The 24,806-nt window shown below is 67.3% G+C and carries 19 protein-coding genes and 1 riboswitch; of the genes, 7 read left to right on the top strand and 12 right to left on the bottom strand.

Annotation, left to right across the window (positions count from 1 at the left end; all coding sequences use genetic code 11):
* Nucleotides 1–48: 48 nt before the first annotated feature.
* A complete protein-coding gene (locus DFR39_RS03470) occupies nucleotides 49–1,092 on the bottom strand; it encodes a rod shape-determining protein (protein ID WP_133602122.1) in 1,044 nt (347 codons plus the stop codon).
* Between the two features lie 288 nt (nucleotides 1,093–1,380).
* Between DFR39_RS03470 and gatC the strand changes: the two genes are divergently transcribed.
* The 3 genes from gatC to gatB are packed head-to-tail and all read left to right on the top strand — an operon-like array spanning nucleotide 1,381 to nucleotide 4,635.
* The gene (gene gatC, locus DFR39_RS03465) at nucleotides 1,381–1,680 is read left to right on the top strand and encodes an Asp-tRNA(Asn)/Glu-tRNA(Gln) amidotransferase subunit GatC (protein ID WP_133602121.1); all 300 of its coding nucleotides are present in this window, start codon (nucleotides 1,381–1,383) and stop codon (nucleotides 1,678–1,680) included.
* Nucleotides 1,680–3,176, top strand: coding sequence for an Asp-tRNA(Asn)/Glu-tRNA(Gln) amidotransferase subunit GatA (gene gatA / locus DFR39_RS03460; protein ID WP_133602120.1), 1,497 nt, complete (start codon nucleotides 1,680–1,682; stop codon nucleotides 3,174–3,176). Before gatC ends, gatA begins: the two co-directional genes overlap by 1 nt.
* 1 nt (nucleotide 3,177) lies before the next feature.
* Nucleotides 3,178–4,635, top strand: coding sequence for an Asp-tRNA(Asn)/Glu-tRNA(Gln) amidotransferase subunit GatB (gatB, locus tag DFR39_RS03455; RefSeq protein ID WP_133602119.1), 1,458 nt, complete (start codon nucleotides 3,178–3,180; stop codon nucleotides 4,633–4,635).
* Nucleotides 4,636–4,650: 15 nt separating this feature from the next.
* Here the strand turns inward: gatB and DFR39_RS03450 are convergent, their stop codons facing one another.
* The 6 genes from DFR39_RS03450 to DFR39_RS03425 all read right to left on the bottom strand — a co-directional run bounded on the left by DFR39_RS03450 (nucleotide 4,651) and on the right by DFR39_RS03425 (nucleotide 13,092).
* A complete protein-coding gene (locus DFR39_RS03450) occupies nucleotides 4,651–6,006 on the bottom strand; it encodes a TolC family protein (RefSeq protein WP_162849406.1) in 1,356 nt (451 codons plus the stop codon).
* Nucleotides 6,007–6,050: 44 nt separating this feature from the next.
* Nucleotides 6,051–8,081, bottom strand: a complete 2,031-nt coding sequence (locus DFR39_RS03445; RefSeq protein ID WP_133602117.1) for an ATP-binding cassette domain-containing protein — start codon at nucleotides 8,079–8,081, stop codon at nucleotides 6,051–6,053.
* A 14-nt stretch (nucleotides 8,082–8,095) separates the two neighbouring features.
* Nucleotides 8,096–9,235: an efflux RND transporter periplasmic adaptor subunit gene (locus DFR39_RS03440; RefSeq protein WP_162849405.1), complete on the bottom strand. Its 1,140-nt coding sequence runs from the start codon at nucleotides 9,233–9,235 to the stop codon at nucleotides 8,096–8,098.
* A gap of 181 nt (nucleotides 9,236–9,416) precedes the next feature.
* Nucleotides 9,417–10,091, bottom strand: a complete 675-nt coding sequence (locus DFR39_RS03435; RefSeq protein WP_133602115.1) for a hypothetical protein — start codon at nucleotides 10,089–10,091, stop codon at nucleotides 9,417–9,419.
* Nucleotides 10,091–10,768 carry an orotate phosphoribosyltransferase gene (gene pyrE / locus DFR39_RS03430; RefSeq protein ID WP_133602114.1) on the bottom strand — a complete coding sequence of 226 codons (678 nt, stop codon included), beginning with the start codon at nucleotides 10,766–10,768 and terminating at the stop codon, nucleotides 10,091–10,093. The genes DFR39_RS03435 and pyrE overlap by 1 nt, the downstream gene beginning before the upstream one ends.
* A 95-nt stretch (nucleotides 10,769–10,863) precedes the next feature.
* Complete coding sequence (locus DFR39_RS03425) at nucleotides 10,864–13,092, bottom strand: TonB-dependent receptor (protein ID WP_133602113.1); 2,229 nt, start codon at nucleotides 13,090–13,092, stop codon at nucleotides 10,864–10,866.
* A gap of 244 nt (nucleotides 13,093–13,336) precedes the next feature.
* Between DFR39_RS03425 and DFR39_RS03420 the strand changes: the two genes are divergently transcribed.
* Nucleotides 13,337–14,137: an exodeoxyribonuclease III gene (locus DFR39_RS03420; RefSeq protein WP_133602112.1), complete on the top strand. Its 801-nt coding sequence runs from the start codon at nucleotides 13,337–13,339 to the stop codon at nucleotides 14,135–14,137.
* Between the two features lie 169 nt (nucleotides 14,138–14,306).
* Here the strand turns inward: DFR39_RS03420 and DFR39_RS03415 are convergent, their stop codons facing one another.
* A complete protein-coding gene (locus DFR39_RS03415; RefSeq protein ID WP_133602111.1) occupies nucleotides 14,307–15,215 on the bottom strand; it encodes a LysR family transcriptional regulator in 909 nt (302 codons plus the stop codon).
* A gap of 106 nt (nucleotides 15,216–15,321) precedes the next feature.
* Between DFR39_RS03415 and DFR39_RS03410 the strand changes: the two genes are divergently transcribed.
* Both DFR39_RS03410 and DFR39_RS03405 read left to right on the top strand, forming a co-directional pair.
* Entirely contained in the window at nucleotides 15,322–16,086 is a 765-nt protein-coding gene (locus DFR39_RS03410) for an isochorismatase family protein (protein ID WP_133602110.1), read from the top strand.
* A 47-nt stretch (nucleotides 16,087–16,133) separates the two neighbouring features.
* Nucleotides 16,134–16,964 (top strand): pirin family protein, encoded by an 831-nt coding sequence (locus DFR39_RS03405; protein WP_133602109.1) that lies wholly within the window; start codon nucleotides 16,134–16,136, stop codon nucleotides 16,962–16,964.
* 15 nt (nucleotides 16,965–16,979) lie between these two features.
* Here the strand turns inward: DFR39_RS03405 and gpmI are convergent, their stop codons facing one another.
* Both gpmI and DFR39_RS03395 read right to left on the bottom strand, forming a co-directional pair.
* The gene (gene gpmI / locus DFR39_RS03400; protein WP_133602108.1) at nucleotides 16,980–18,635 is read right to left on the bottom strand and encodes a 2,3-bisphosphoglycerate-independent phosphoglycerate mutase; all 1,656 of its coding nucleotides are present in this window, start codon (nucleotides 18,633–18,635) and stop codon (nucleotides 16,980–16,982) included.
* Between the two features lie 95 nt (nucleotides 18,636–18,730).
* Nucleotides 18,731–20,272, bottom strand: coding sequence for a methyl-accepting chemotaxis protein (locus DFR39_RS03395; protein WP_133602107.1), 1,542 nt, complete (start codon nucleotides 20,270–20,272; stop codon nucleotides 18,731–18,733).
* A 149-nt stretch (nucleotides 20,273–20,421) separates the two neighbouring features.
* Nucleotides 20,422–20,517, bottom strand: a riboswitch (cyclic di-GMP riboswitch).
* 256 nt (nucleotides 20,518–20,773) lie between these two features.
* On the opposite strand from DFR39_RS03395, the gene DFR39_RS20355 reads away from it, so the two are divergent.
* Nucleotides 20,774–22,345: a methyl-accepting chemotaxis protein gene (locus DFR39_RS20355; RefSeq protein WP_133602106.1), complete on the top strand. Its 1,572-nt coding sequence runs from the start codon at nucleotides 20,774–20,776 to the stop codon at nucleotides 22,343–22,345.
* A 32-nt stretch (nucleotides 22,346–22,377) separates the two neighbouring features.
* Here DFR39_RS20355 and DFR39_RS03385 read toward each other — a convergent pair whose 3' ends face one another.
* Nucleotides 22,378–23,478, bottom strand: a complete 1,101-nt coding sequence (locus tag DFR39_RS03385; RefSeq protein ID WP_162849404.1) for an HD-GYP domain-containing protein — start codon at nucleotides 23,476–23,478, stop codon at nucleotides 22,378–22,380.
* 218 nt (nucleotides 23,479–23,696) lie between these two features.
* The gene (locus DFR39_RS03380; protein ID WP_133602104.1) at nucleotides 23,697–24,773 is read right to left on the bottom strand and encodes an MBL fold metallo-hydrolase; all 1,077 of its coding nucleotides are present in this window, start codon (nucleotides 24,771–24,773) and stop codon (nucleotides 23,697–23,699) included.
* Nucleotides 24,774–24,806 lie beyond the last annotated feature (33 nt).

The following is a 24,806-nucleotide window of genomic DNA, read 5'->3' as shown; positions in this document are numbered from 1 at the left end:
AAAGATCCAGGCAATGAACAAGGGGCCCGCAGGCCCCCTTGCTGGCGTTTACTCCGAGGTGAAGATGGAGCCCAGACGCTCCATGCGCTCCAGCGCCATGCCGCAGCCGCGCACCACGCAGGTCAGCGGGTCTTCGGCCACCAGCACCGGCAGGCCGGTTTCCTCGGCCAGCAGGCGGTCCAGATCGCGCAGCAGGGCGCCGCCGCCGGTCAGCATCATGCCGCGCTCGGCGATGTCGGCACCCAGCTCGGGCGGGGTCTGTTCCAGCGCGTTCTTCACGGCCGAGACGATCTGGTTCAGCGGATCGGTCAGGGCTTCCAGGATCTCGTTGCTGGAGATGGTGAAGCTGCGCGGCACGCCCTCGCTGAGGTTGCGGCCCTTGACTTCCATTTCCTTGACCTCGGAGCCGGGGAAGGCGGAACCGATCTGCTTCTTGATGGCTTCGGCCGTGGGCTCGCCGATCAGCATGCCGTAGTTGCGGCGGATGTAGTTGATGATGGCTTCGTCGAACTTGTCGCCGCCGACGCGCACGCTGCCCTTGTAGACCATGCCGCCCAGCGAGATCACGCCCACCTCGGTGGTGCCGCCGCCGATGTCGATGACCATGGAGCCCGAGGCCTCGGAGACCGGCAGGCCCGCGCCGATGGCAGCGGCCATGGGTTCCTCGATCAGGTAGACCTCGGAGGCGCCGGCGCCCAGGGCGGCGTCACGGATGGCGCGCTTTTCCACCTGGGTGGAGCCGCAGGGCACGCAGATGATGATGCGGGGCGAGGGACGCAGCAGCTTGGTGTCGTGCACCATCTTGATGAACTGCTTGATCATCTGCTCGGTGACCACGAAGTCGGCGATCACGCCGTCCTTCATCGGGCGGATGGCCTCGATATTGCCGGGCACCTTGCCCAGCATGGCCTTGGCCTCGGCGCCCACGGCCTGGATGGTCTTCTTGCCGTTGGGGCCGCCCTCGTGGCGGATGGCGACCACCGAGGGCTCATCCAGCACCACGCCCTTGCCGCGGACGTAGATCAGGGTGTTGGCGGTGCCGAGGTCGATGGCGAGGTCGGTCGAGATGTAGCGACGCAGGGAAGCGAACATGGTGTGTCGGGAGAAGCCTTCAGGGGGGCGGGGCCAGAAAACGGATTCGCGCTGAAGGCGGGCTGTAGGGCTCGTCGGTTCAAAAAAACGGCAGCCTCAGGAGGGCTGGCGGCTGCCGCCGGACTTGTTCGTCGTCCCATGCGCAAAGAGGCTGCTCGACCTGGGCAGGCCGTGCAGCCCCGTTGCCATGGAGATAAGCGGAGATAATACCCGATCACCCCTGCTTTTCCGGGTAGCGCAAGCCCGTATCGGGGCTTTGAATTTGCCACTTTTCGATACCGCCGACCCATGGCCCTGACCCCCCAAGATGTGAGCCGCATCGCCAATCTGGCGCGGCTGGAGCTTTCCGAGCAAGAGCAGACCGCGATGCTGGGTCAGCTCAATGGCTTCTTCTCCATCGTCGAGCAGATGAGCGCGGTGGACACCAGCGGCGTCGAGCCGCTGTACACCCCGCTGTCCGCGGTGCAGGAGGTGCAGCTGCGCCTGCGCGCAGACGATGTCACCGAGACGGATCAGCGCGCGCTCAACCAGCGCAGCGCCCCCGCCGTCGAGGACGGTCTGTTCCTGGTGCCCAAGGTGATCGAGTGATGAGCCCCAAATCCCTGCATGAGATGGGCGTGGCCGAGCTGGGCCGCGCACTGGCCGACAAGGCCGTTTCCAGCCGCGAGGCCACCCAACAGCTGCTTGCAAGAGTTACCGCCCACGACGCGGGTCTGGGCGCCTTCCTGCATGTCGATGCCACGGCCGCCCTGGCTGCGGCCGAGGCGGCCGATGCACGCCGTGCCGCGGGCGAAAGCGGTGCCCTGCTGGGCGTGCCCCTGGCGCACAAGGACATCTTCGTCACCCAGGACATGCCCACCACCGCCGGCTCCAAGATGCTGAGCGGCTACCTCAGCCCCTTCGATGCCACCGTGGTGGCGCGTCTGAAGGCCGCGGGCACCGTGTCCCTGGGCAAGCTCAACTGCGACGAGTTCGCCATGGGCTCGGCCAACGAGAACTCGGCCTACAAGCCCGTGGCCAACCCCTGGGACGCCACGCGCGTGCCCGGCGGCTCCTCGGGCGGATCGGCCGCCGCGGTGGCGGCCCGCCTGGTGCCCGCCGCCACCGGCACCGACACCGGCGGCTCCATCCGCCAGCCGGCCAGCTTCACCGGCATCACCGGCATCAAGCCCACCTATGGCGTGTGCTCGCGCTACGGCATGATCGCCTTCGCCTCCAGCCTGGACCAGGCCGGCCCCATGGCCCGCTCGGCCGAGGACTGCGCCCTGCTGCTCTCCGCCATGAGCGGCTTCGACGAGCGCGATGCCACCAGCGTGCAGCAGCCCGCCCAGGACTTCCACGCCCAGATGCTGGCCGCACGCGAAGGCGCCACGGCGGCCCAGCCGCTCAAGGGCCTGCGCATCGGCCTGCCCCGGGAGTTCTTCCCCGCCGGCCTGTCGGCCGATGTGGCCAAGGCCGTGCGCGAGGGCCTGACCCAGCTGGAAAAGCTGGGCGCCACCCTGGTGGACGTGAGTCTGCCCCGCACCGAGCTGGCGATTCCGGTGTACTACATCATTGCCCCGGCCGAGGCCAGCTCCAACCTGAGCCGCTTCGACGGCGTGAAGTTCGGCCACCGCGCGGCCGAGTACAGCGATCTGCTGGACATGTACAAAAAGACCCGCGCCCAGGGCTTTGGCGCCGAGGTCAAGCGCCGCATCATGATCGGCACCTATGTGCTGAGCCATGGCTACTACGACGCCTACTACCTGCAGGCGCAGAAGCTGCGCCGCATGATTGCCGACGACTTCCAGCAGGCCTTCGCCCACTGCGATCTGATCGCCGGCCCGGTGGCGCCCTCGGTGGCCTGGCAGGCCGGCGAGCAGGGCGACGACCCGGTCAAGGCCTATCTGGCCGACATCTTCACCCTGCCCGGCTCCCTGGCCGGCCTGCCCGGCATGAGCGTGCCGGTGGGCTTTGGCGAGGGCGGCATGCCGGTGGGCCTGCAGCTGCTGGGCAACTATTTCAAGGAGGGTCAGCTCTTGCACACGGCCCACGCCCTGCAGCAGGCAACCGATTGGCACCAGCAGACTCCGGCCGGATATTGATATGACGAGCAGCCCCAGCAAACTCATCCGCGGCTACGAGGTGGTGATCGGCCTCGAGAACCACGTCCAGCTCTCCACCCAGAGCAAGATCTTCAGCGGCAGCTCCACCGCCTTCGGTGCCGCGCCCAACACCCAGGCCAGCCCCGTGGACCTGGCCCTGCCCGGCACCCTGCCCGTGCTCAACCGCGCCGCGGTGGAGCGCGCCATCCGCTTCGGCCTGGCCGTGGGCGCCAAGGTGGCGCCGCTGTCCATCTTCGCCCGCAAGAACTACTTCTACCCCGACCTGCCCAAGGGCTACCAGATCAGCCAGTTCGAGATCCCGGTGGTCCAGGGCGGCACGGTGGAGTTCTTCCTGGGCGAGGAAAAGAAGACCGTGCGCCTGACCCGCGCCCACCTCGAAGAGGACGCGGGCAAGAGCCTGCACGAGGACTACCACGGCCAGTCGGGCATAGACCTGAACCGCGCCGGCACGCCCCTGCTGGAGATCGTCTCCGAGCCCGATATCCGCTCGGGCGCCGAGGCCGCCGAATACGCCAAGACCCTGCACGCCCTGGTGATGTGGCTGGGCATCTGCGACGGCAATATGCAGGAAGGCAGCTTCCGCTGCGACGTCAACGTCTCGGTGCGCAAGCCCGGCCAGCCCTTCGGCACGCGCCGCGAGATCAAGAACCTCAACAGCTTCCGCTACCTGGTGGACGCGGTGAACTACGAGGTGAACTGGCAGATCGACCAGATCGAGGACGGCCTGGCCATCCAGCAGGCCACGGTGCTCTACAACCCCGACACCGGCGAGACCCGTGCCATGCGCAGCAAGGAAGACTCGGCCGACTACCGCTACTTCCCCGACCCCGATCTGCCGCCCCTGGTGATCGCGCCGGAGTGGGTGGAGCAGGTGCGCGGCGAGATGCCCGAGCTGCCCTCGGTGATGGCCAAGCGCTTCGTGGAGGCCGACGGCCTGCCCGAGTACGACGCCAGCATGATGACCCAGAGCCTGGCCACGGCGCGCTACTACGAGGCCGCCAAGGCCGCGGGCGCCGCGCCCAAGCTGGTGGCCAACTGGGTGATGGGCGAGATCAGCAAGCGCCTGAACAGCGAAGGCATCGAGATCACTGCCGCGCCGGTGGGCCCGCAGCGCCTGGCCCAGCTGATCGCGCGCATTGCCGACGGCACCATCTCCAACAACGCCGCCAAGCAGGTCTTCGAAGCCCTGTGGAGCGGCGAGGGCTCGGAGGTGGATGCGCTGATCGAGGCCAAGGGCCTGAAGCAGATGAGCGACACCGGCGCGATTGAAGCCATCCTGGACGAGGTGCTGGCCGCCAACCAGAAATCGGTGGACGAGTTCCGCGCCGGCAAGGACAAGGCCTTCAACGCCCTGGTGGGCCAGGCCATGAAGGCCACCAAGGGCAAGGCCAACCCCGCTCTGGTCAACGAGCTGCTGAAGAAGAAGCTGGGCAGCTGAGCGTCACGGGCCGCCTCAGCCGCTTGCCAATGCCATCTGCAGCGCCAGCCGATTGAGCCATTGGCGCAGACGCAGCTGTATGGCCTCTTGCTCAACAGACAGGCGGGCGTTGCGGGCCTGCAGCCAGTCTGCGCGGGCGATCACGCCCAACTCATAGCGCAGGGCGGCCAGCTTCTCGGCTTGCTGGGCCTCGGCGAGGCGGGCGCCATTGGCCAGCGCCTGCTGGCGCAGCTCGCGGCGCTCGGCCGCCAACTGCTCCACCTCGACCAGGGCCTTGTGCACCGTGTCGCGCAGGCTCAGGGCGGCGCTCTCCACCTCGTTGACCGATTGCGCGCGCTGCAGGTCCAGGCGGCGCCAATCGACCAGGGGCACGATCAGGCTGGACGAGAGTGTGGCCACGGGCCGATCCAGCCAGTCGCGCCAATGGCCGCCGCCGGTGCCCACGCCCAGGCTGAGACTTAGGCTGGGATAACGCGCCGCTTCACTGGCGCGCCACTGCGCCAGGGCGCTGTCCACCTGGGCCCTGGCGCGTTGCACATCGGGGCGGCGTTCCAGCACCTCGGCCGGTGCGCCGGGCTGCCAGTCGCCCGGCTGGCTGGCAGGCAGCTGCGGTGACTCGGGCAGCGACGGCGCCAGCTCATCCAGCAGCAGGCCCAGGTTCAGGGTCTGCTGGCTGCGCTCGCGTGACAGCTGGGCCAGGCGCGACTGCAGGCCCTGGAGGCTGATGGCCGCCTTGTCCACCTCGATGGGCAGGAGCTTGCCCTCGCGCACGCGCAGCCGGGTCAGGGCCAGCACCGCCTCGGCACCTTGCAGCTGCTCGCGGATCAGCGGCTCTTCCAGCGCCAGCGCAGCCAGGCTCCAGTAGCTTTCGGCGACGCGCTTGCGGATCAGCAGCTGGGCCGCGGCCCAGTCTGCCCGCTGACCGGCCACCTGCGCGGCCTGAGCCGCCTCGCCATGGGCCAGGCGCTGCCACAGATCGACTTCATAGCTGACGCTGGCATTGAGCGCGTAGCTGCGCTTGAGGGCCCCCTGCTCCAGCGCGCGGCTGCCTGCCGCACTGCCGCTCAGGCTGGGCTTGAGGCCACGCTCCAGCTGGCTCTGGCCCAGCTGCTGCTGGGCTCGCTCCCAGCGCTTGAGCGCCAGAGCGATGTCGCGATTGGCCCGCAAGGCCTGATCCTGCAGCGCGCTCAAGCGCGCATCAGCGGGGACGGCGCTTTCCGCCGGGCCATGGGACTCAAGCTGCTGCCACTGCGCCGGCAGCACGTGGGGGCTCACAGCCCTGGGGCCAGTTGCCGTGGCCGGCCCCTGGGCGCAGGCCGACAGCAGGACACCGATGCCCAGGGTGATCAAGGCCGGGGTCCGGGATTTCAAACTTTGCTTCGCCCACATCGCGTCTGTTTCCGTCTTTGCGCTCATCATTCGCGCGTCAGTGCTTCAACCGGGCTCAGCGCCGCAGCACGGCGTGCCGGCACGGTGCCGAAGACCAGGCCCACCACGCTGGACACGGCGAAGGCCACGCCCAGGGCGGCCCAGCTGACCTCAACCCTGAGCTCCTCTTGCGCCACATTGATGCCCTGCGCGCACAACCAACTCAGGAACACGCCCAAGGCCCCACCCAGGCAGCACAGCAAGACCGCCTCAACCAGGAACTGCAGGCGCACATCGCCCTGGCGGGCGCCGATGGCCATGCGAATACCGATTTCCCGGGTGCGCTCGCTGACCGAGACCAGCATGATGTTCATCACACCGACCCCGCCCACCAGCAGCGAGATTGCGCCCACCCCGGCGAACAGCAGCGCCATGGCGCCCGTGATTTGCTGGAACTTGCGGAACTCCTCATCGGCGTTCCACGCCTCGAAGTCCTCCACCCCATGCAGGGCCTTGAGCCGGTAGATCAGCTGCTTGCGCACTTCGGCCGGGGGCACGGTGAAGTCCAGCAGCACATTGAACTGATCCGCGTCCACACGCACATCCAGCTTTCGGCTGAAGGTGGTGTGGGGCGTCAACACCTGACCCAACCAAGGACCGAAGGAAAGGGCTCCGCCGGTTCCCGGTGCGACCACACCGACGATGGTGAGGGGCAAGGCCACGCCAACGGGCACAGCGGCGCCACTGGTGCCGGCAAGTGCTGCGCCGCCTTCGGCCGGCGTGCCTTGCGGGGCCACCAGAAGCGTGCGCCCCAAGGGTGACTCTCCCGGCTTGAAAAGGGCTTTGCGTGCCTTCTCGTCAATCACCGCCACTTGAGTGGTCGCCGCAAAGTCCATGGCGTTGAAGTAGCGCCCCTCCACCAGCTTGAGCTTGCGCCCGACCAGGGTCTGGGCCTCGGCGCCGAGCACACTGACCATGGCATCGCGCGAGGCGTGGCGCGCGGTCAGCTGGATCTCGCGCTCCACCGTCACGGCCTTGACCCCGGGCAGGGCGCGAACGGCCTCGATCTCGCTGGGCCGGAAGGGCTGAGCCTGGGTGCCCGGTGGCAGCTGGGAATTGCCGCGGGACACCGGAATGCGGCCAGACATCAAACTGCCCACATCTTTCTCGATGCTGCCGCGGGCGGCCCCCGTCAGGGCCAGGATAGACACGACCGCCGCAATGCCGATGCTGATGCCCAGCATGGACAGCGCGGTGCGCAGCCGGTTGCCCCGCAGCGACTGCACGGCCGATTGCAGGGCCTCGCGCCACTGCATCTGCAGCCGGCCCCACCGACTGCCACGCGACCACACCATGGACTCCTTGGCCTGGGGATCGACCGGACGGTGCTCAGCCGGCGTGCCGCTGTCCCTCAAGACCTTGCCATCCCTCAACTCGATGATGCGATGCGCATGGCTGGCCACATGAGCGTCGTGGGTGACCAGGATGATGGTGTGGCCGCGCTCGTTGAGTTCGCGCAGCAGGACCAGCATCTCCTTACCGCTTTGCGAATCGAGTGCGCCCGTGGGCTCGTCGGCCAGGATGATCTGGCCGCCGTTCATCAGCGAGCGGGCGATGGACACGCGCTGCTGCTGTCCGCCCGACAGCTCATTGGGCTTGTGGTGCATGCGCTCGCCCAGGCCCAGACGCGTGAGCAAGGCCTCGGCGCGCTCACGCCGTGCGCTGCTGCTGGCGCCGGCATAGACGGCCGGCAGCTCGGCATTGGCGCGCGCATCCATATGCGGCAGCAGGTGGTAGCGCTGGAAGATGAAACCGAAGCGCTCGCGCCGCAGGCCGGCCAGTTCGTCGGGCCCCAGCTGGCTGGCATCCTGGCCATCGATCAGGAACTGGCCGACGGTCGGGCTGTCCAGGCAGCCCAGCACATTCATCAGCGTGCTCTTGCCCGAGCCAGATTGGCCAATCACGGCCACGAACTCGCCGGCCTGGATGCTGAGGTTGATGTCCACCAGCGCGGGCACCTCGATGGCGCCCAGGCGGTAGTGGCGGCCGACGCCGCGCAGTTCGATCAAGGGGTGCATGGGTTGCAGCCCGCTTACTTCGAGACCGAGGCCGAGGCGGCGGACGCAGCCTGCTCAGCCGCCGAGGGCGGCGCCAGCAGCACCTTTTCGCCGGCCTTCAGGCCATCGAGCACCTGGACACGGGCACCGTCCTGCAGGCCGGTGCGCACCTGGCGCGGGTGCTGCTTGTTCTGCGCATCGAGCACCTGTACGACAAAGCGACCGTCTTCACTGCGTTCGCCCAGGGCCACCATGGGCACGCTGAGCACCTTCCTGGCCGCGCCCGTCTCGACATTGACCTGCACCGTCATCTCGGGCAGCAGCTTGCGGGCCTTGTTGTCCACCTCGAATAGCACGTTGTAGAAGACCGCATTGCCGGCCCGTTCGGGCACCGGCTGGATCACCCGCACCTTGCCCTCGTAACGCTGCGCCTCACCGGCCAGGGTGATGAAGCGGGCCTGCTGACCGACCTTGATCTGGGCAATATCGGCCTCGGGCACGCGGGCACGCACGGTGATCTCGTCCAGATTGGCCAGGGTCACCATCACCGGCGTGATCTGGGCGGCGATCACGGTCTGGCCTTCCTGCACCGGCAGATTGACCACGGTGCCGTCCATGGGTGCGGTGATGGAGGTATAGCCCAGGGAGAGCTTGCGCTTGTCCAGCTCGGCCTGCAGGCGCTTGAGGTTGGCGCTCTGACCACGCAGATCGGCCTCCAACTTGGCCAGTTCGGTATCCGCGCGCTCGGCCTCGGTGGCGGCCGTGGCCTCACCGGCCAGCAGACGGCGCTGGCGCTCCACCTCGCGGCGGGCAATCTTCAGATCGGCCTGGCGGACCTCGATCTGCGCGAACTGCTGGGCCACCGCGGCCTCGGCCTGCGCGACTTCGCTGCGTGCCAACTCGGGGTCCAGGCTGACCAGCAGCTCGCCTTTCTTGACCTGCTGGCCCAGCTGCACATGGAGCTGGCGCACCTGGCCGCTGACCTGGGCGCCGACATCGACCTTGAGCCGGGGCTGCAGCACGCCAGCCGCTTGCACGGTCTGCGTAATGTCGGCCAGACTGGCTTCGGCGCTGGGCGGTACCGGCGATGGCGCGGCGGGTACAAACTGCCGGTAGGCGATGTAGGCGCCCAGCAGCACGAGCAGCACAGTGGCACGCAGGCGCCAAGACTTCAAGCGGCGCCCAGGCGTCGCCTCAACCAGATTTTTCCGCACAGACTCTTCCCCGTCGCATCGTTAGGTTTTGATGCGGCGGCAATGTATCAATGCGCTCCTGCGAACCCGATGACAGGCACCAAGGTATCGGAATCTGCGTCTTTGCGGCTCAATCGCTGAGCCGCACTCGACTCAAGCCCAGTCAGTCCAGGCTGCCTGGCGCAGCACCCGCCCAGAGCCTCTTGAGCCGGCCCAGCTCGGTGTCGTAGAGCTTGTTCACGCGCACCAGCTCGGCCTTCTGGTTCTCGATCAGCAGGCGCTGGGCGTCGGCGGCCGCCTCGTTCTCGGCCAGCTGCTGCTTGAGCTTGGCCGGCAGGGTCTTGCCCTTGTAGAACTCGGCCTCGTCCAGCAGGGGCTTGCGCTCGGCCGCCAGCTCCTGCAGACGGCGCTCGGACATCTGCGTGGCCTTGTTCACATCATCCAGCGCCGCTTCGCGGGCGGCCTGGTGAGCCGCTTCATTGCGGTAGCGCTGCAGCAGATTGCGGTCGCGCCGGATCGCATCCTGCTGCGCCGCGCGTTCCGCAGCGGCTCGGCGCTCACGCGCTTCGTTGGCCGCTTTTTCCTCGGGCGACATGGCCGGCGGCAGCACGGTGCGCAGGGAGCCATCGGAGTTGAGGACGCGCTGCTCGCGGCTGTTGCACTCCGCAATCCATCGATCCGATGTCAGGCGGCGACCATCCGGGGTGACGCAGGTGTAAATGCCGCCCCCTCCACTCTTGCTCTGAGCCCATGCCGCCGGCAGATGGAAGGCAGTGCCCAGGCAGGCAAGCGCCAAGACGGGCAGCGCGGCGGGCAGCGAAGAGGGGCGGGACAGCATCACACTCCGTAGCGGTCTCGGTAAGCCTGCACCGCAGCCTGATGGCCCGCGGCGCCGGGATGGCTGGTGGTCTTCAGATACTGCAGCAGGTCGGCCAGGCCGGCAATGGCGCAAACCGGCAGTTGCAGCTGCTGGGTGACGTACTGCACGGCCGACCAGGGCATGTCCACGCCGTTCTCGGCCGCCTTTTCCTGGCGGTCCAGGGCGATGGCCACACCACATGGGGTGGCACCGGCGGACTTGATCATCGCGATGGACTCGCGCACCGAGGTCCCGGCCGAGATCACGTCATCGATGATCAAGACCCGACCCTGCACCGGCGCGCCCACCAGGGTGCCGCCTTCGCCATGGTCCTTGGCTTCCTTGCGGTTGTAGGCAAAGGGCTTGTTGTGCCCCAGGCGGGCCAGCTCCATGGACACCGCGGCGGCCAGGGTGATGCCCTTGTAGGCCGGGCCGAAGATCATGTCGAACTGCAGACCCGAGGCCAGCAGGCGCTGGGCGTAGAAGCTGGCCAGACGGCCCAGCTTGGCGCCGTCATCAAACAGGCCGGCATTGAAGAAATAGGGCGAGAGCCGGCCGGCCTTGGTCTTGAACTCGCCAAAGCGCAGCACGCCCGCCTCCACCGCGAAGGCGACAAATTCCTGGGCCAGGGGATCGGGTTGGGTGCTGCTGTTCATGGCGGGGCTCTGGTTCAAATCGTTGCGGATTGTAGAGGCCGAAAAAAGGCCCGGCCCCTTGCGGGACCGGGCCTGTTGCACAGCGGGGCCGCGGCTTAGAACAGGGCCTTGAACTGCACACCGTAGGTGCGCGGGTCGTTGATGAAGCCGGTCAGGTTGTTGAAGTCGATGGCGCCGTTGACCACCACCTTGTCGGTGATGTTGCGCACAAAGCCGGCCACCTCGTACTTGCCGTTGTTCCACAAATAGCCCACGCGCAGGCCGCCTTCGGTCAGCGGCTTGCCGGTGAACTCCACCGCGCGGTAGAGGAAGAAGTTCACCTTGGAGCGGTAGGCCCAGTCCGTGTAGATGTAGTACTCGTTGCCGTCGGCGGTCGGGATGCTGTAGCGGGCCGTCAGATTGGCGATCCACTTGGGCGCATTGGGCAGGGGGTTGCCGTAGATGCTGTAGTTGCCCTGGGCGTCGGGCGTGCCGATCATGGTGGCGCCGCTGCCGGCCGGGGGCATGGCCAGGCTGCGGTCCTTGATCTCGGTGTCGTTGTAGCTGGCACCCAGGGTCAGCAGCAGATTGTCGGTGGGCAGCAGTTCCAGGTTGAGCTCAAAACCGCGGCCCTGGCCCTTGCTGGCGTTCAGCAGGGTGTTGACGTTCTGCGTGCCACCCACGGCGGTGAGCTGCTGGTCCTTGACGGTGTAGCTGAACACGGTGGCCGAGAGCCGGCCGCGACGCTGCCAGAACTCGCTCTTGGCACCCAACTCGTAGGAGGTCACCGTCTCGGGACGCGCCTGGCTCTGCGGGCCAAAGCCGCTGGCCGGGTAGATGGAAGCGGCACGGAAGCCGGTGGCCACGCGGGCGTAAAGATTCGTCTCGGGGCTCAGGGTGTAGGTGCCCGAGAGATCCCAGCTGACCTTGCTGTTGTCGGTGCTGGCGCTAGTGCCGGCGCTGGTGTTGACCTTGCCGGTGGTGGACAGGTTCTTCTTGTCCTGGGTGTAGCGCAAACCGCCACGCAGATTCAGATCGGCGCTGAGGCGGTAGTTCACCGAGCCGAACACGGCCCAGGCGCGGTTGGTCTGGCGGGTGCTGACCAGGGCGTCGGCGGGCGCGGCCAGGTAGTCGATCGACTCCATGGTGTAGCGTTCGTCGAAGAGGTAGAGGCCGGCCTGCCAGCGCAGCGGGCCATTGCCGCTGGACTCCAGGCGCACTTCCTGGCTGAGCTGGCGGTGGTCGCGCAAGGCGTCGGAGGTCTCGACCGGGAAGAACACCTCGCCTTCCTTGTCATAGGGCGGCAGCTTGAAGTTGCTGGGAATGACACGCAGGATGTAGCCGCCGTCCACATCGGCGCGGCTGAAAGGCTTCACCGTCTCGATGCCGGTGATGGAGTGCAGGGTCATGCCATCCAGCGCCCACTTGATGCGCAGGCTGCCGCCGGTGGCGTGCAGGCTCTGCTCATTCTTGGCATTGAGATAGGACTTCTTGGGATCGAAGCCCGCAATCAGATCGTTCGTGCCGGGCTTGATGATGCTGGCGCGGAAGAGGCGCGGGCTGCCCTCCAGCTCGCGGTTGTGCAGATTGAACAGGGCGCTGAAGCCCTGGTTGGGCTCGTACAGGGCCTGCAGGCGCACCGCGCGGTCTTCATAGCCCTCGGTCTTGCTCGTGGGGCTGTTGGGCACCTGGTTGGTGACCCAGTCGTCGCGGCGCTGCAGCTGTGCCGAGACGCGGGCCGACCAGTCGCCGCCCAGGGGCAGATTGGCCGCGCCTTCCAGCGTAGCGCTGCCAAACGTGCCGTAGGAGGCGCTGATATAGCCGTCCTGCTTCTTGGACGGGCGCACCGAGTCGAACTTGACCACGCCACCCGGGGTGTTGCGGCCGAACAGGGTGCCTTGCGGGCCGGCAATCACTTCCACCGACTTGACGTCAAAGACCGGGAAGCCTTTGAGGATGGGGTTCTCCTGCACCACATCGTCATAGATCAGGGAGACGGGCTGGGAGGCATTGAGGCGGAAGTCGGTATTGCCGTAGCCGCGCAGATAGAAACGCGGAAAGGCTCGGCCAAAGGAGGACTCGATGTTCAGGCTGGGCACGCGGCCGGACAGGAAGCGCACGTCCTGGCCGCCAGAAGCCAGCACATCCAGCTTCTCGCCGGACAGGGTGGACACCGCGGTGGGCACGTCCTTGATGTTCTCGACGCGGCGCTCGGCCGTGATGGTGACGGTTTCGAGCTGGGTCTTGTCGCTGCTCTGGGCCAAGACGGGCCAGGCGCTCAGGGCCAGGCTCACGGACAGGGCCAGCTGCACGGGACGCAGGGCTTGGGGCTTGATGTCGCGCATGCGCATTACTCCGGGGAAGAGATGAGAGGGCTTGGGGCGGATCGGGCTCTGAGGGCCGCAGCGGCCTGACGTGGGCCGGCAACGATCTGCGGCCAATCTAGCAAGCCGGGCGTGGAGCCGTCATCCCAAGTTAGCGTTCCGGCCCGGTCGCTGTTGCCAAAACCCCGCATTCGTTTGCGCGCCGTTTGCGCAAAGCGGCGCTGCGATACTTGCGCTCCGCTTGTTGCCCCGCCTCATCCAGACCATGCGCTTCATCACCGCCAACCTCAACGGCATCCGCTCCGCCGCCACCAAGGGCTTTTTCGACTGGCTGCCCCAGCAGCAGGCCGACGCTCTGGGCGTGCAGGAGCTCAAGGCCCAGGCCGATGCGGTCGAGGGTCAGTTCTGCAGCCCCGACGGGCTCAAGGGCCATTTCCATTACGCGCAGAAGAAGGGCTACTCCGGCGTGGGCCTCTACACCCGCGAGGAGCCCAGCGATCTGATCGTCGGTTTCGGCGTGCCCGAGTTCGATGACGAGGGCCGCTGGATCGAGAAGCGCTTTGACAAGCCGGGCCGCAAGCTCAGCCTGATCTCCTGCTACTTCCCCAGCGGCAGCAGCGGACCCGAGCGCCAGGAGGCCAAGTACCGCTTTCTGGCGGCCATGGCCCCGCACCTGGCCGCGCTCAAGGCAGAGCGCGAGTTCATCCTGGTGGCCGATGTGAACATCGCGCACAAGGAGGCCGACCTGAAGAACTGGAAGGGCAACCTCAAGAACAGCGGCTTCCTGCCCGAGGAGCGCGCCTGGCTGGACCAGCTCTTCGGCCAGGCGGACGGTCAGGGCGGCCTGGTGGATGTGTACCGCCAGCTGCACCCCGACACCACGGACGCCTGCTACACATGGTGGAGCAACCGCGGCCAGGCCTATGCCAAGAATGTGGGCTGGCGCCTGGACTACCACTTCGCCACGCCCAAGCTGGCGGCCCTGGCGCAGCGTGCGGCGATCTACAAAGACCAGAAGTTCAGCGACCACGCGCCGCTGACGGTGGACTACGACTTCGCGCTGTGAATCGAGCAAGCGTGAGTCACTCAAGCGCCATTGGATTCAACCGTGTCGCAGCGATGAATCAGCGGCCCGCATGAACTGCTCAAACTCTGGAAGCACCAGGGGCCGACTGAAGAGGTAGTGCTAGCCCTAGGAGTCAGTAGGCCATGCCGAGTGCGGCGGACACCACCCGTCAAGTCGGCAGAGGTTCGCCTCGCAGCTGTGCTTCCAGCAAGGGCAGGAACTGCCGCAGACGGGCCGGCATCAGACGCGAGACCGTCACCAGATACACCGGCACGGGCCTGAGCCGCCACGCGGGCAGCACAGGCAACAAGCGCCCAGCTGCGACATCGGGCGCAACCAGCAGCTCATCCAGGGCGGCGATTCCGGCCCCACGCAGAACCAACTCCCGTTGCATGCCCATGCTGCCGGCCACAAAGCGAGCCTGCACAGGCACCGACAACGACGACACCTCGGGCTCGCGCCGCTGCAAGTGCCATTGCGGCTGGGAAGCGCTGCGGCGCAGACCGATGAGCACATGGTCTGCAAGATCTTGCGGCTTCTGCGGGCGTGGCTTGCCATTCAGGTAGTCCGGCGAGGCATACAGCGCCCGGCTCAGCTGCCCCAGGCGCCGAGTCACCAAGCTGGCCTCGGTTGTGGGGCCCAGGCGTATGGCGGCATCAAGCTGCTCGCTGAACAGATCGGCATAGCGCGCACTCAGATCCAGTTCCACCCCCACTTCGGCATGACGCCGAGTGAAGGCCAACAGCGGCTCTGGCAGGTACAGGCTGGCAAATTCTGGCGTGCAACTCAGACGCAGCACGCCGCTCACCCTGTCCTGCAGGACGGCCAGATCCGCATGAGCCTGGCGGGCCTCCTCGACCAGCGGTGAGCAACGGGCGTAGTAGGCCGAGCCCATCTCGGTGAGTTCCACACGGCGCGTCGTGCGGTTCAGCAGCCGACTGCCTATGGCTGTCTCCAGCTTGGCAATGCGGCGTGACAAGGTGGAGGCGGGCAAGTCCAGACGCTCCGCCGCGCGCGAGAAGCTGCGCGTGTTCACCACTTCCACAAAGAGGGCGATGTCGCTGAGACTGGGCTCCACAACTATTCCAAAAATGAAATATTAAGTTTTATTAAATCTATTTATCTTGATTTTGCACGAATCTAGACTGCCGCTCGTCGAGATCACCCATCGCACGAGAGCACCCATGAACTCCAAGGACAGACGTCACTTTATGGCCGGCAGCGCCGGTGCCCTGGCAGCACTGAGCGGCCTGGCCGCAGGCTCGGCGCCGGCCAATGCCGCCCCCTCGAAACCCGCCCGCAACACCAAGGACCAGCCCATGATGCAAGGACACGCCGCCTGCAAGATCGACAACACCGCCGTCGTACTGATTGACCACCAAGTCGGCACCATCGGCTGGGCCGGCGAACTGGCCAACGACGAAGAACGCCAACAGCTCAAGATGTGGGTGCGCGTGATGGCCGGCTTTGCCAAATCGGCCGGCATGCCCGTGGTGCTGACAAGCAGCCTGGAGAACGAAGCCCAAGGCCCTCTGCTGCCCGAGTTCAAGACCTTGCTGCCCCAGGAATACGAGGCTCGCATCCAACGCACCGGCGTGATCAACGCCTGGGACGATCCGGCTTTCGTCAAGGCCGTGCGGGCTACCGGCAAGAAGAACCTGATCATGGGCGGCTTGACCACCGACGTCTGCCTGGTGCCGCCGGCCCTGTCGGCCAAGGCTGATGGCTTCAACGTGGTGGCCTTGATGGACATCTCTGCGGCCTGCACGCGCATTGCGGCACAAAACTGCCGCGAGCTGCTCGGCAAAGCGGGCATCGATCTGATGACCGTCACGCCCATGATCACCAGCCTGCTGGGCAACTACAAGAACCCTGCGTCGGCGGGCTTCTTCAAGGCCTTTGAGCGTGAGGGCGTGTTCCAGGCCTTCGGCAAGGGCAATCTGCGCTGAGAGACCGCCGATCCCTGCGGCCGTGCTGAAGGGACCGGCACACCATCATGACCAGCTTCAGACACCTGCTGTCGCGCACACGGGGCCAGTCACAGGGCGCCATCACGCGCCTGATCGACCCCTATGTGTTGGGCGAAAAGCTCAAGCCTTTCGTTTTTCTCGACTACTTCGAAGCTCGCGTCCAGCCAGGGTTTGGCTTCGGCATGCACCCACACTCGGGCCTGGCAACGCTGACCTGGCAGCCCCACACGGACGTGCGCTATCACGACACAACCGGGCAAAGCGGTGTTCTGCCCGCTGGCGGCGTCGAGTGGATGAACGCCGGCGGCGGTGCCTGGCATCGCGGACATCTGTTGGGCCAAGGAATGGCGAAAGGCATACAGCTCTGGGTGGCCATGCCACCCGAGATCGAGGAAGCCACAGCTGTCGGCCTGTACATCCCCCCCGCTGCCGTCCCGCTGCAGGCCTTGCCCGATGGACAGATGCGCGTGCTGCTCGGCCGCTACGGCAACAGCGGCAGCAGCATTCCAGCGCACCAGGATATGTTCTGCGGGGTACTGGAACTGCGAAACGCCACCGAATACCACGTGGAGGTTCCCTCCGGACACGATGTCTGCTGGGCCTGTCTTTTTGAAGGACAGGCCATGATTGCAGGTGTTCGCGCCAGCCGAGCCGAGCTACTGGTACTCGGCGGTGCAGGCCGCATCAAGGTCAAGACTTCCGGACCGGCTGCCGTGCTGATAGGCACGGCCAAGCGCCACGAGTTCCCGCTGGTGCTCGGTGGAAGCTCCGTGCACACCAATCCGAAGTCTCTGATGCGGTCTCAACACCGCATACGGCAGCTAGGCCGAGAGCTGGCCCAGGCTGGCCAGCTGTGAGGTCTGCTGCGGCCCTCAACCCTTCAAAGTCAGCAGGCTCTCGTCCCAGTCCGGGTGCTTTTCATAGCCCAGCAGATGGGCCGTGGTGGCCGCCACATTGGACAGGCCGGCCTCGGGCGTCTGCTTCAGGCCCAGCTTCAGGCCCGGGATGTTCTGGTACAGGATCAGGGGCACCGGGTTGAGCGTGTGGGCGGTCTTGGCCTTGGGGCTGCCGTCCTTGTTCAGCGCGGGCTGGCCGGTCTTCTTGTCCAGCTCGAACATCTCGTCGGCATTGCCGTGGTCGGCCGTGATCAGGGCCACGCCGCCGGCGGCATCCACGGCCTTGAGCAGGCGGCCCAGGGCCAGGTCCACCGCCTCCACCGCCATGGTGGCGGCGCGGAAGTTGCCGGTGTGGCCCACCATATCGCCATTGGCGAAATTGCAGCGCAGCAGCTTGTGGCGACCGCTCTGCAGGGCCTCGATCATGGCGTCGGCAATCTCGGCGGCCTTCATCCAGGGGCGCTGCTCGAAGGGCACCACATCGCTGGGCACCTCCAGATAGGTCTCGCCCTCGAACTTGCCCGAGCGGTTGCCGTTCCAGAAATAGGTCACATGGCCGAACTTCTGGGTCTCGGAACAGGCGAACTGGCTGATGCCCATCTTGCTGAACCACTCGCCCGAGGTGTTCTTGATGGCGGGCGGCGCGACCAGAAAGCGGGCCGGCAGCTTCAGATCGCCGTCGTACTGCAGCATGCCGGCAAAGGCCACCTTGGGGCAGCGCCGACGCTCGAACTTGTCGAAGCCGGCGCCTTCCTCGAAGGCACGGGTGATCTCCAGCGCGCGGTCGCCGCGGAAGTTGAAGAGCACCACCGCGTCGCCATCCTCGATGGTGCCCACGGGGCGGCCGTTCTCGGCAATCACGAACTCGGGCAGGTCCTGGTCGATCACGCCAGGGTGCTGGGCGCGCAAGCCCTCGATGGCCGCCGCGGCCGAGGCGAACTGCTGGCCCTGGCCCAGCACATGGGTCTTCCAGCCGCGCTCCACCATGGGCCAGTTGGCGTCATAGCGGTCCATGGTGATGGTCTGGCGGCCGCCGCCCGAGGCGATGCGGGCGTCAAAGCCGTCCGTGCTCAGCTCGGCCAGCAGGGCCTCGAAGGGCAGGACATAGTCCAGGGCGCTGGTCTCGGGCACATCGCGGCCGTCGATCAGGGCGTGCACGCGCACCGACCGGATGCCCTCCTGCTTGGCGCGCAGCACCATGGCCTTGAGGTGGTCGATATGGCTGTGCACATTGCCATCAGACAGCAGGCCCATGAAGTGGATGCGCCCCGTGCCGGCCTTGGCAAAGGCCACGATCTCCTGCCAGGCCTGCCCCTGCCAGAGCTCGCCCGAGGCAATGGAATTGGCCACCAGGGCCGCGCCCTGGGCATAGACCTGGCCGGCGCCCAGGGCGTTGTGCCCCACCTCGGAATTGCCCATGTCATCGTCCGAGGGCATGCCCACCGCCCGACCATGGGCGCGCAGCTGCACATGCGGGTACTCGGCGAACAGGCGGTCCAGCGTGGGCTTGTTGGCGGCGGCAATGGCGCTGCCCGCGCCGGTCTTGGACAGGCCGTAGCCGTCCATCACGATGAGCACGACGGGGCCGATGGCGGCGCGGGTCTCGGAAAGGGCTTGAAGGGTTTGCAGCATGGGATGTGCCTGGGAAATGAGCTGGCTGTTCACCGCGTGTGAACAGCCGCCATTCTGACCCAGGGCCAGCCCGCGAGGCGCCGCGCGCCGGTAACTCAGCGGAACACGCCGATGGCATCGGCCAGCAGCTCGGCCTGCTGGCGCAGGCTCTGCGAGGCCGCGGCGCTCTGCTCCACCAGGGCCGCGTTCTGCTGGGTCACCTGGTCCAGATGCCCCATGGCCGTGCCCACCTGGACTATGCCCTGGGACTGCTCGCGGGTGGCCGCGCTGATCTCGCCGATCAGGTCCGAGACACGCCGCACCTGGGCCACGATGCTTTCCATGGACTTGCCGGCCTCGTCGGCCAGGGCCGTGCCGGCCTCCACACGCTCCACGCTGCTGCCGATCAGCACCTTGACCTCACGCGCCGCCTCGGCGCAGCGCTGGGCCAGCATGCGGACCTCGCTGGCCACCACGGCAAAGCCGCGCCCCTGCTCGCCGGCACGCGCCGCTTCCACCGCCGCATTGAGCGCCAGGATATTGGTCTGGAAGGCGATGTCGTCGATCACGCCAATGATGTCGGCCATCTTGCGGGAGCCCACCGAGATCTCGCCCATGGTCGCCACCACCTGGGCCACCACGCGGCCACCCTGGGCCGCCGACTCGCGCGACACCCCGGAGATCTGGGTCGCCTGGGCCGCCGTGTCGGCATTGTTGCGAACCGTGGCCCCCAGCTGCTCCATGGACGCCGCCGTCTCCTCCACGCTGGCGGCCGACTGCTCGGTGCGCACGCTGAGGTCCTGATTGCCCACCGAAATCTCGGTGGCCGCGGTCTGCACCGTCTGCACCTGCTGGCTCACATCGTCCACCAGCCAGCGGAACATCAGGCCCAGCTGACCCAGGCTGCGCAGGGTCATGCCGATCTCATCCACGCGGTCCAGGCGCAGCACCTCACGGCTGGCGCCGCTGGCCACGGCCAGGGCCTGCGCGCGCAGCAGCTCCAGGGGCCGCGCCAGCTGACGCTCCAGCAGCAGCGACATCACCACGGCCGCCAGCGCACCCACGCCCGCCCAGGTCGCCAGCTGGGCGGGGCCGCCGATCAGCCCGCCGGCCAGGCTCAAGCCCAGCCACAGCCCCAGCATGTTCAGGCGTATGCGGCCGCGCACCGACAAGGTCTTGCCCAGGGTGAACAGCGCCTTCCAGCCCCGGTTCAGCAGCACGCCCTTGTGCAGCCGCACGTCGCCGGCCCGCCCCTCGCGCATCTCGCGGTACAGGGCCTCGGCCGCATCCACCTCCTCCCGCGAGGGCTTGGTACGCACCGACATATAGCCCGTGTGGCGCCCGTCACGCACCACCGGCACCGCATTGGCGCGTACCCAGTAGTGATCGCCGTTCTTGCGCCGGTTCTTCACCAGGGCCGTCCAGGGCTCGCCGCCCTTGATGGTGGCCCACATATCGGCAAATGCCTCGGCCGGCATATCGGGGTGACGCACCAGATTGTGGGGCTGGCCCCTGAGCTCCTCGCGGCTGAAACCGCTGGCAGCGACAAAGGCGTCATTGGCATAGCTCACATGGCTGCGGGTGTCGGTGGTCGACATCAGGGTGCAGTCATCGGGCAGCGGGTACTCGCGTTGCGTAACGGGCGACTTCGTGGTCATGAAATGGATCAGCAATGGCAGGCCTGTCCTGCCGGCGCAGTCTGCGCCAGGCGGGATGAGTCAGGGGCTCGATGAAGACGGGGCACCCGCAAGCCAGAGCACGCAGACCAAGATCTGCCGGGCCGCATGAGCTGATGACGGCCATAGCGGCCGGCAACCCCGCTATCGTGGCTCGCCTGCAGGGGAGAGCGGTAGACCGGAGGCTTTGCGACCCCGTCTTTCAAGCGGGTGTGCCGTAATCGTGTGGGCCCGGATTGTCATTGATACAGATCGAAACACCGGGGCCATCGACCTGACACCCTCCCATGAGCGGCCTGGGTCGTGAATTGCTCCACGCGATGACTGCGCCACCGTGTCTGAAGAAGAAGGGGCCTCGTCGGGCACTGTGGCCCAAACACCGCAGAGCCCTCGGCAAAGTGCGCAAAGCGGCATATAACCGAGAGCGGAAACAAGACAAATGAGCCAGGGGCCGGCAGGGCCCGCCAGCCAAGGAGACACCTCATGAACGGGAACGCTTGGAGCTTCCGGCGTCGTATCGGCCTTTTGATTGCGAGTGCCGTCATCGGCATTCTGGCGATCGTGGCCTACGGCGCCATCAAGTCCTATCAGTCCGTGATGGAGCAGCGGCGCGAAGTGTTGAAGGCTGCCGTCGAGTCGGTACACAACACCGTGATGCACTACCGCAAGCTCGCCGTGGACGGCAAGCTGGCACAGGACGCCGCCCAGGCCGCGGCGCGCGAGGCGGTGCTGGGCGCGCGCTTCGGCGGCAAGGACAGCCGGGCCGAGTACTTCTATGCCTGGACCCTAGAGGGCGTGAGCGTCGCCCACCCGGTCAAGCCCGAATGGGCCGGCAAGAACATGGCCGACACGATCAAGGACGCTCAGGGGCGCTACACCCTGAAGGACATGGCGGCCGGCCTGCGCAGCAGCGGCGCCAGCGGCCGCGCCTTCGTGGACACCCATTTCCCCCGCCCGGGCGGCACCGAGGCCCTGCCCAAGCTGCAGTACGTGATCCAGGTTGAGGGCTGGAACTGGATGGTGGGGTCGGGACTCTATATGGACGATGTGAAGGCCGAGGTCTGGCGTGCCGTGCTGAACGAACTGGCCGTGGGCATGATCGCGCTTGTTGCCGTCGGGCTGATTGGCCTGGCCATCATGCGCGGCGTGCTGCGCCAGCTGGGCGGTGAGCCCGCCCAGGCCATCGCAGCCATGCAGGCCGTGGCCCAGGGCGATCTGAATCTGCGCATTGCCGACCCCCAGGATCCCAGCCTGATGGGTCGGCTGCAGGCCATGGTGGACTCGCTGCGCCAGACCGTGGGCCAGGTGCGCGGCGCCACCGACTCCATCAGCACGGCCGCCGGCGAGATTGCCCAAGGCAATCACGACCTGTCGGCACGCACCGAGCAGACCGCCTCCAATCTGCAGCAGACGGCCAGCTCCATGGAGCAGATGAGCGGCACCATCGCCCAGTCGGCCGATACCGCGCGCCAGGCCAACCAGCTGGCCGTTTCGGCCGCCGAGGCCGCGCAGCGCGGCGGCGAGGTGGTGGAGCAGGTGGTGCGGAGCATGGACAGCATCACCCAGAGCTCGCGCAAGATCGCCGACATCATCGGCGTGATCGACGGCATTGCCTTCCAGACCAATATCCTGGCGCTGAACGCCGCCGTGGAAGCGGCGCGTGCCGGCGAGCAGGGCCGTGGCTTTGCCGTGGTGGCTGGCGAGGTGCGCAGTCTGGCCCAGCGCAGCGCCGAGGCGGCCAAGGAGATCAAGAGCCTGATAGGCACCTCGGTGGGCAATGTGGAGCAGGGTGCCACCCTGGTGGAGCAGACCGGCCAGGCCATGCAGGACATCGTGGCCAGCGTGCGCCGGGTCTCCGACCTGATCGGCGAGATCGCCGCGGCCTCCAGCGAGCAGCGCGACGGCATCCAGCAGGTCAATCAGGCCGTGACCCAGCTGGACCAGATGACCCAGCAGAACGCCGCCCTGGTGGAGCAGTCGGCCGCGGCCGCACAGTCCATGCGGGATCAGGCGCAGCGCCTGGCCGAGGCCGTCTCGACCTTCAAGCTGGGTTGAGGCGGTGAGTGAGGGGCGCGGTCGGGCGGCCCTCAGGGGCTGCCCACCAGCGCCGCGACCTGCTCTTCAGACAAGCGCATGGGCAGGGCCTGCGCCGGCAGCAGGGCCACGATGGCGTAGTCATCGCGCGCGCTGTCGCGCAGCTGCGGGCTCAGGCGCGGCTCGCCGGCCGCATTGGTCAGGGCGGCCACACGCGGCTGGTGGGCCTTGTCCCCCACGCCCACCACCAGACCCAGCTCGCCCGAGGCCAGGCGCACCACGCTGCCCGGCGGGAAGATGCCAAAGGCCTTGATCACCGCCGCCGCCAGCGGGCTGGTCTCGGCCATCTGGTGCAGCTCCCGCCCCGCCTGCTGAGCGCTCATGGCAGGGCGGTTGGCACGCGCGCTCAGGCGTGCGGTGTAGACATCGGCATAGCGCAAGATTTCAGCCAGCTCGCCCACATCGCTGAGCTTGCGCGGATAGCCCGCCCCACCCGGCACCTCATGGTGCTGGATCACCGCCTCCAGCCAATCAGCGTCTTCGATCCCGGCCTCGGCCAGCATCTCGGCGCTGCGTATGGGATGCTGGTGGATCTGTTCGCGCTGCAAGGCCGTGAGCGGCGACACCTGGGTGGCCAGCTTGGCTTGCAGATCCAGCATGCCCAGGTTCATGGTCAGTGCCGCCTGAAAAGCACGGCGCTGAGCCGCCACATCCCAGCCCAGATAGCGCGCCGCCGCGTGGCAGGCCGTGGCCGCGTGAATGGAGTGATCCACCCCATAGTGCCCGCCGCCGCCATCGGGCTGCCGCACCACCTGCGCAAGCGCCACATTGGGAGAGCTGTCGATCAGGGACATCAGCAGATCGGTGCTGCTGCGTACCGCCGCAGCCAGCTGATCCGGCCGTGTCCCCAAGGCGCGTCGCACATCCCCGCCGGCCTGCTCCCAGGCGGCGGGCAATTCGGCCGCCGAGCGCTGCGTCCGCCGCTTGCTGCGCACCGGCTGCTGCATGGCACGCGCCAGTTCCTCCACCTCCACCAAAGCGCCACGCTGGAACAGCTCGTCCAGCTGTGCGTCATCGGCGATCACCTGCCCTCTTGCGAGCAGGAGCATTCGGCCGGCATCGCGCACGCTGAAAGGCAGCGGTTCGCCCAGCACGATGCGATTCTTGACAGAGGCAAGCGAACAGACACGCATGACAGGCGCAGGAGCGGGAAGGGGATGGGCGCCCGCTGTGTTGCGGGTCTGGAGTGCTTCTCACTCTACATCGGATACGCGGACGCCAACTTGACAAAAAGGCTGCCCATCCCTCCCTTGGCACACCGCCAGAGCTGCTATTCGCCCGCAGCAGCTCGGTGCAGCCGGATCGGAGCCGCTCAGTCGCGCCCGCCCTCCACAGGCAGCCCTTCCGCCCGCCAGCGCAGCATGCCGCCGCGCAGATTGGCCACGCGCTCCAGGCCGGCCTTGCGCAAGAGCACCGTGGCCTGGGCCGAGCGGGCGCCGGAGCGGCAGATGGTGACGATGGGGCGGCTGGCGTCCAGCTCAACGATGCGCGCACCGAGCTCACCCAGGGGCAACAGGCGCGCGCCGGGCAGATGACCCAGGGCGTCCTCGAACTCCTCGGGCTCGCGCACATCCAGCAGCTGCAGACCGGCCGCGGGAGACAGGCGCTCGGCCAGGGTGGCGGGGCTGATCTCCCAGATGCCGCCAAAGCTCAGCTCCAGCGGCGCCCAGTCGGGCTCGCCGGGCACGGCCTGCTCCTGCTCGGGTCGGCCGCAGCGCAGATTGGCCGGCACGGCGATGGCCATCTGCTTGGGATGGGGCAGGCCCAGATGATTCATATAGCCGCTGAAGTCGGCCTCGCTGGCATCGCCGCCCAGGCGCGGGTTGTAGCGCAGCTCCTCGGCCACGCTGGTGACGGTGAGGCCGCGGTAGTCATGACCCGGGTAGAGCAGGCAGGCCGGCGGCAGGCTCAGGATCTGCTCCCGCACCGAGCGGTAGAGCTGGGCCGCGCTGCCCTGCTGGAAGTCGGTGCGGCCACAGCCGCGGATCAGCAGGGCGTCGCCGGTGAAGGCCATGCTGTGGTCATCCAGCACATAGCTCAGGCAGCCATTGGTGTGGCCCGGCGTGGCCCGCACTTCCAGGTAGCGCCCGCCGAACGACACCTTGTCGCCCTGGCGCAGCAGGCGGTCGGCGTTCTCGGCACCGGCCGCCGCCGAGAGCAGGATGGCGCTGCCGCTGCGCTGCTTCAGGCGCCAGGCCGCCGTCACATGATCGGCATGCACATGCGTGTCCAGCGTGGCCACCAGGCGCAGGCCCAGCTCGCGCAAGAGGGCCAGATCGCGCCGCTCCTGCTCGTAGACCGGGTCGATCAGCAGGGCCTCGCCCGCCGATCCCAGCAGATAGGTGTAGGTGGATGAGGTGGGGTCGAAGAGCTGGCGGAAGATGAGCATGGCGGGGCCGGAACAAGGGCTGGGGCCCTCACT

This window comes from Roseateles asaccharophilus, assembly GCF_004362405.1.
GTDB classification, from domain to species: Bacteria; Pseudomonadota; Gammaproteobacteria; order Burkholderiales; family Burkholderiaceae_C; genus Kinneretia; species Kinneretia asaccharophila.
The sequence above is the reverse complement of the archived record's forward strand: the minus strand, read 5'-3'. Positions and strand labels throughout refer to the sequence as shown.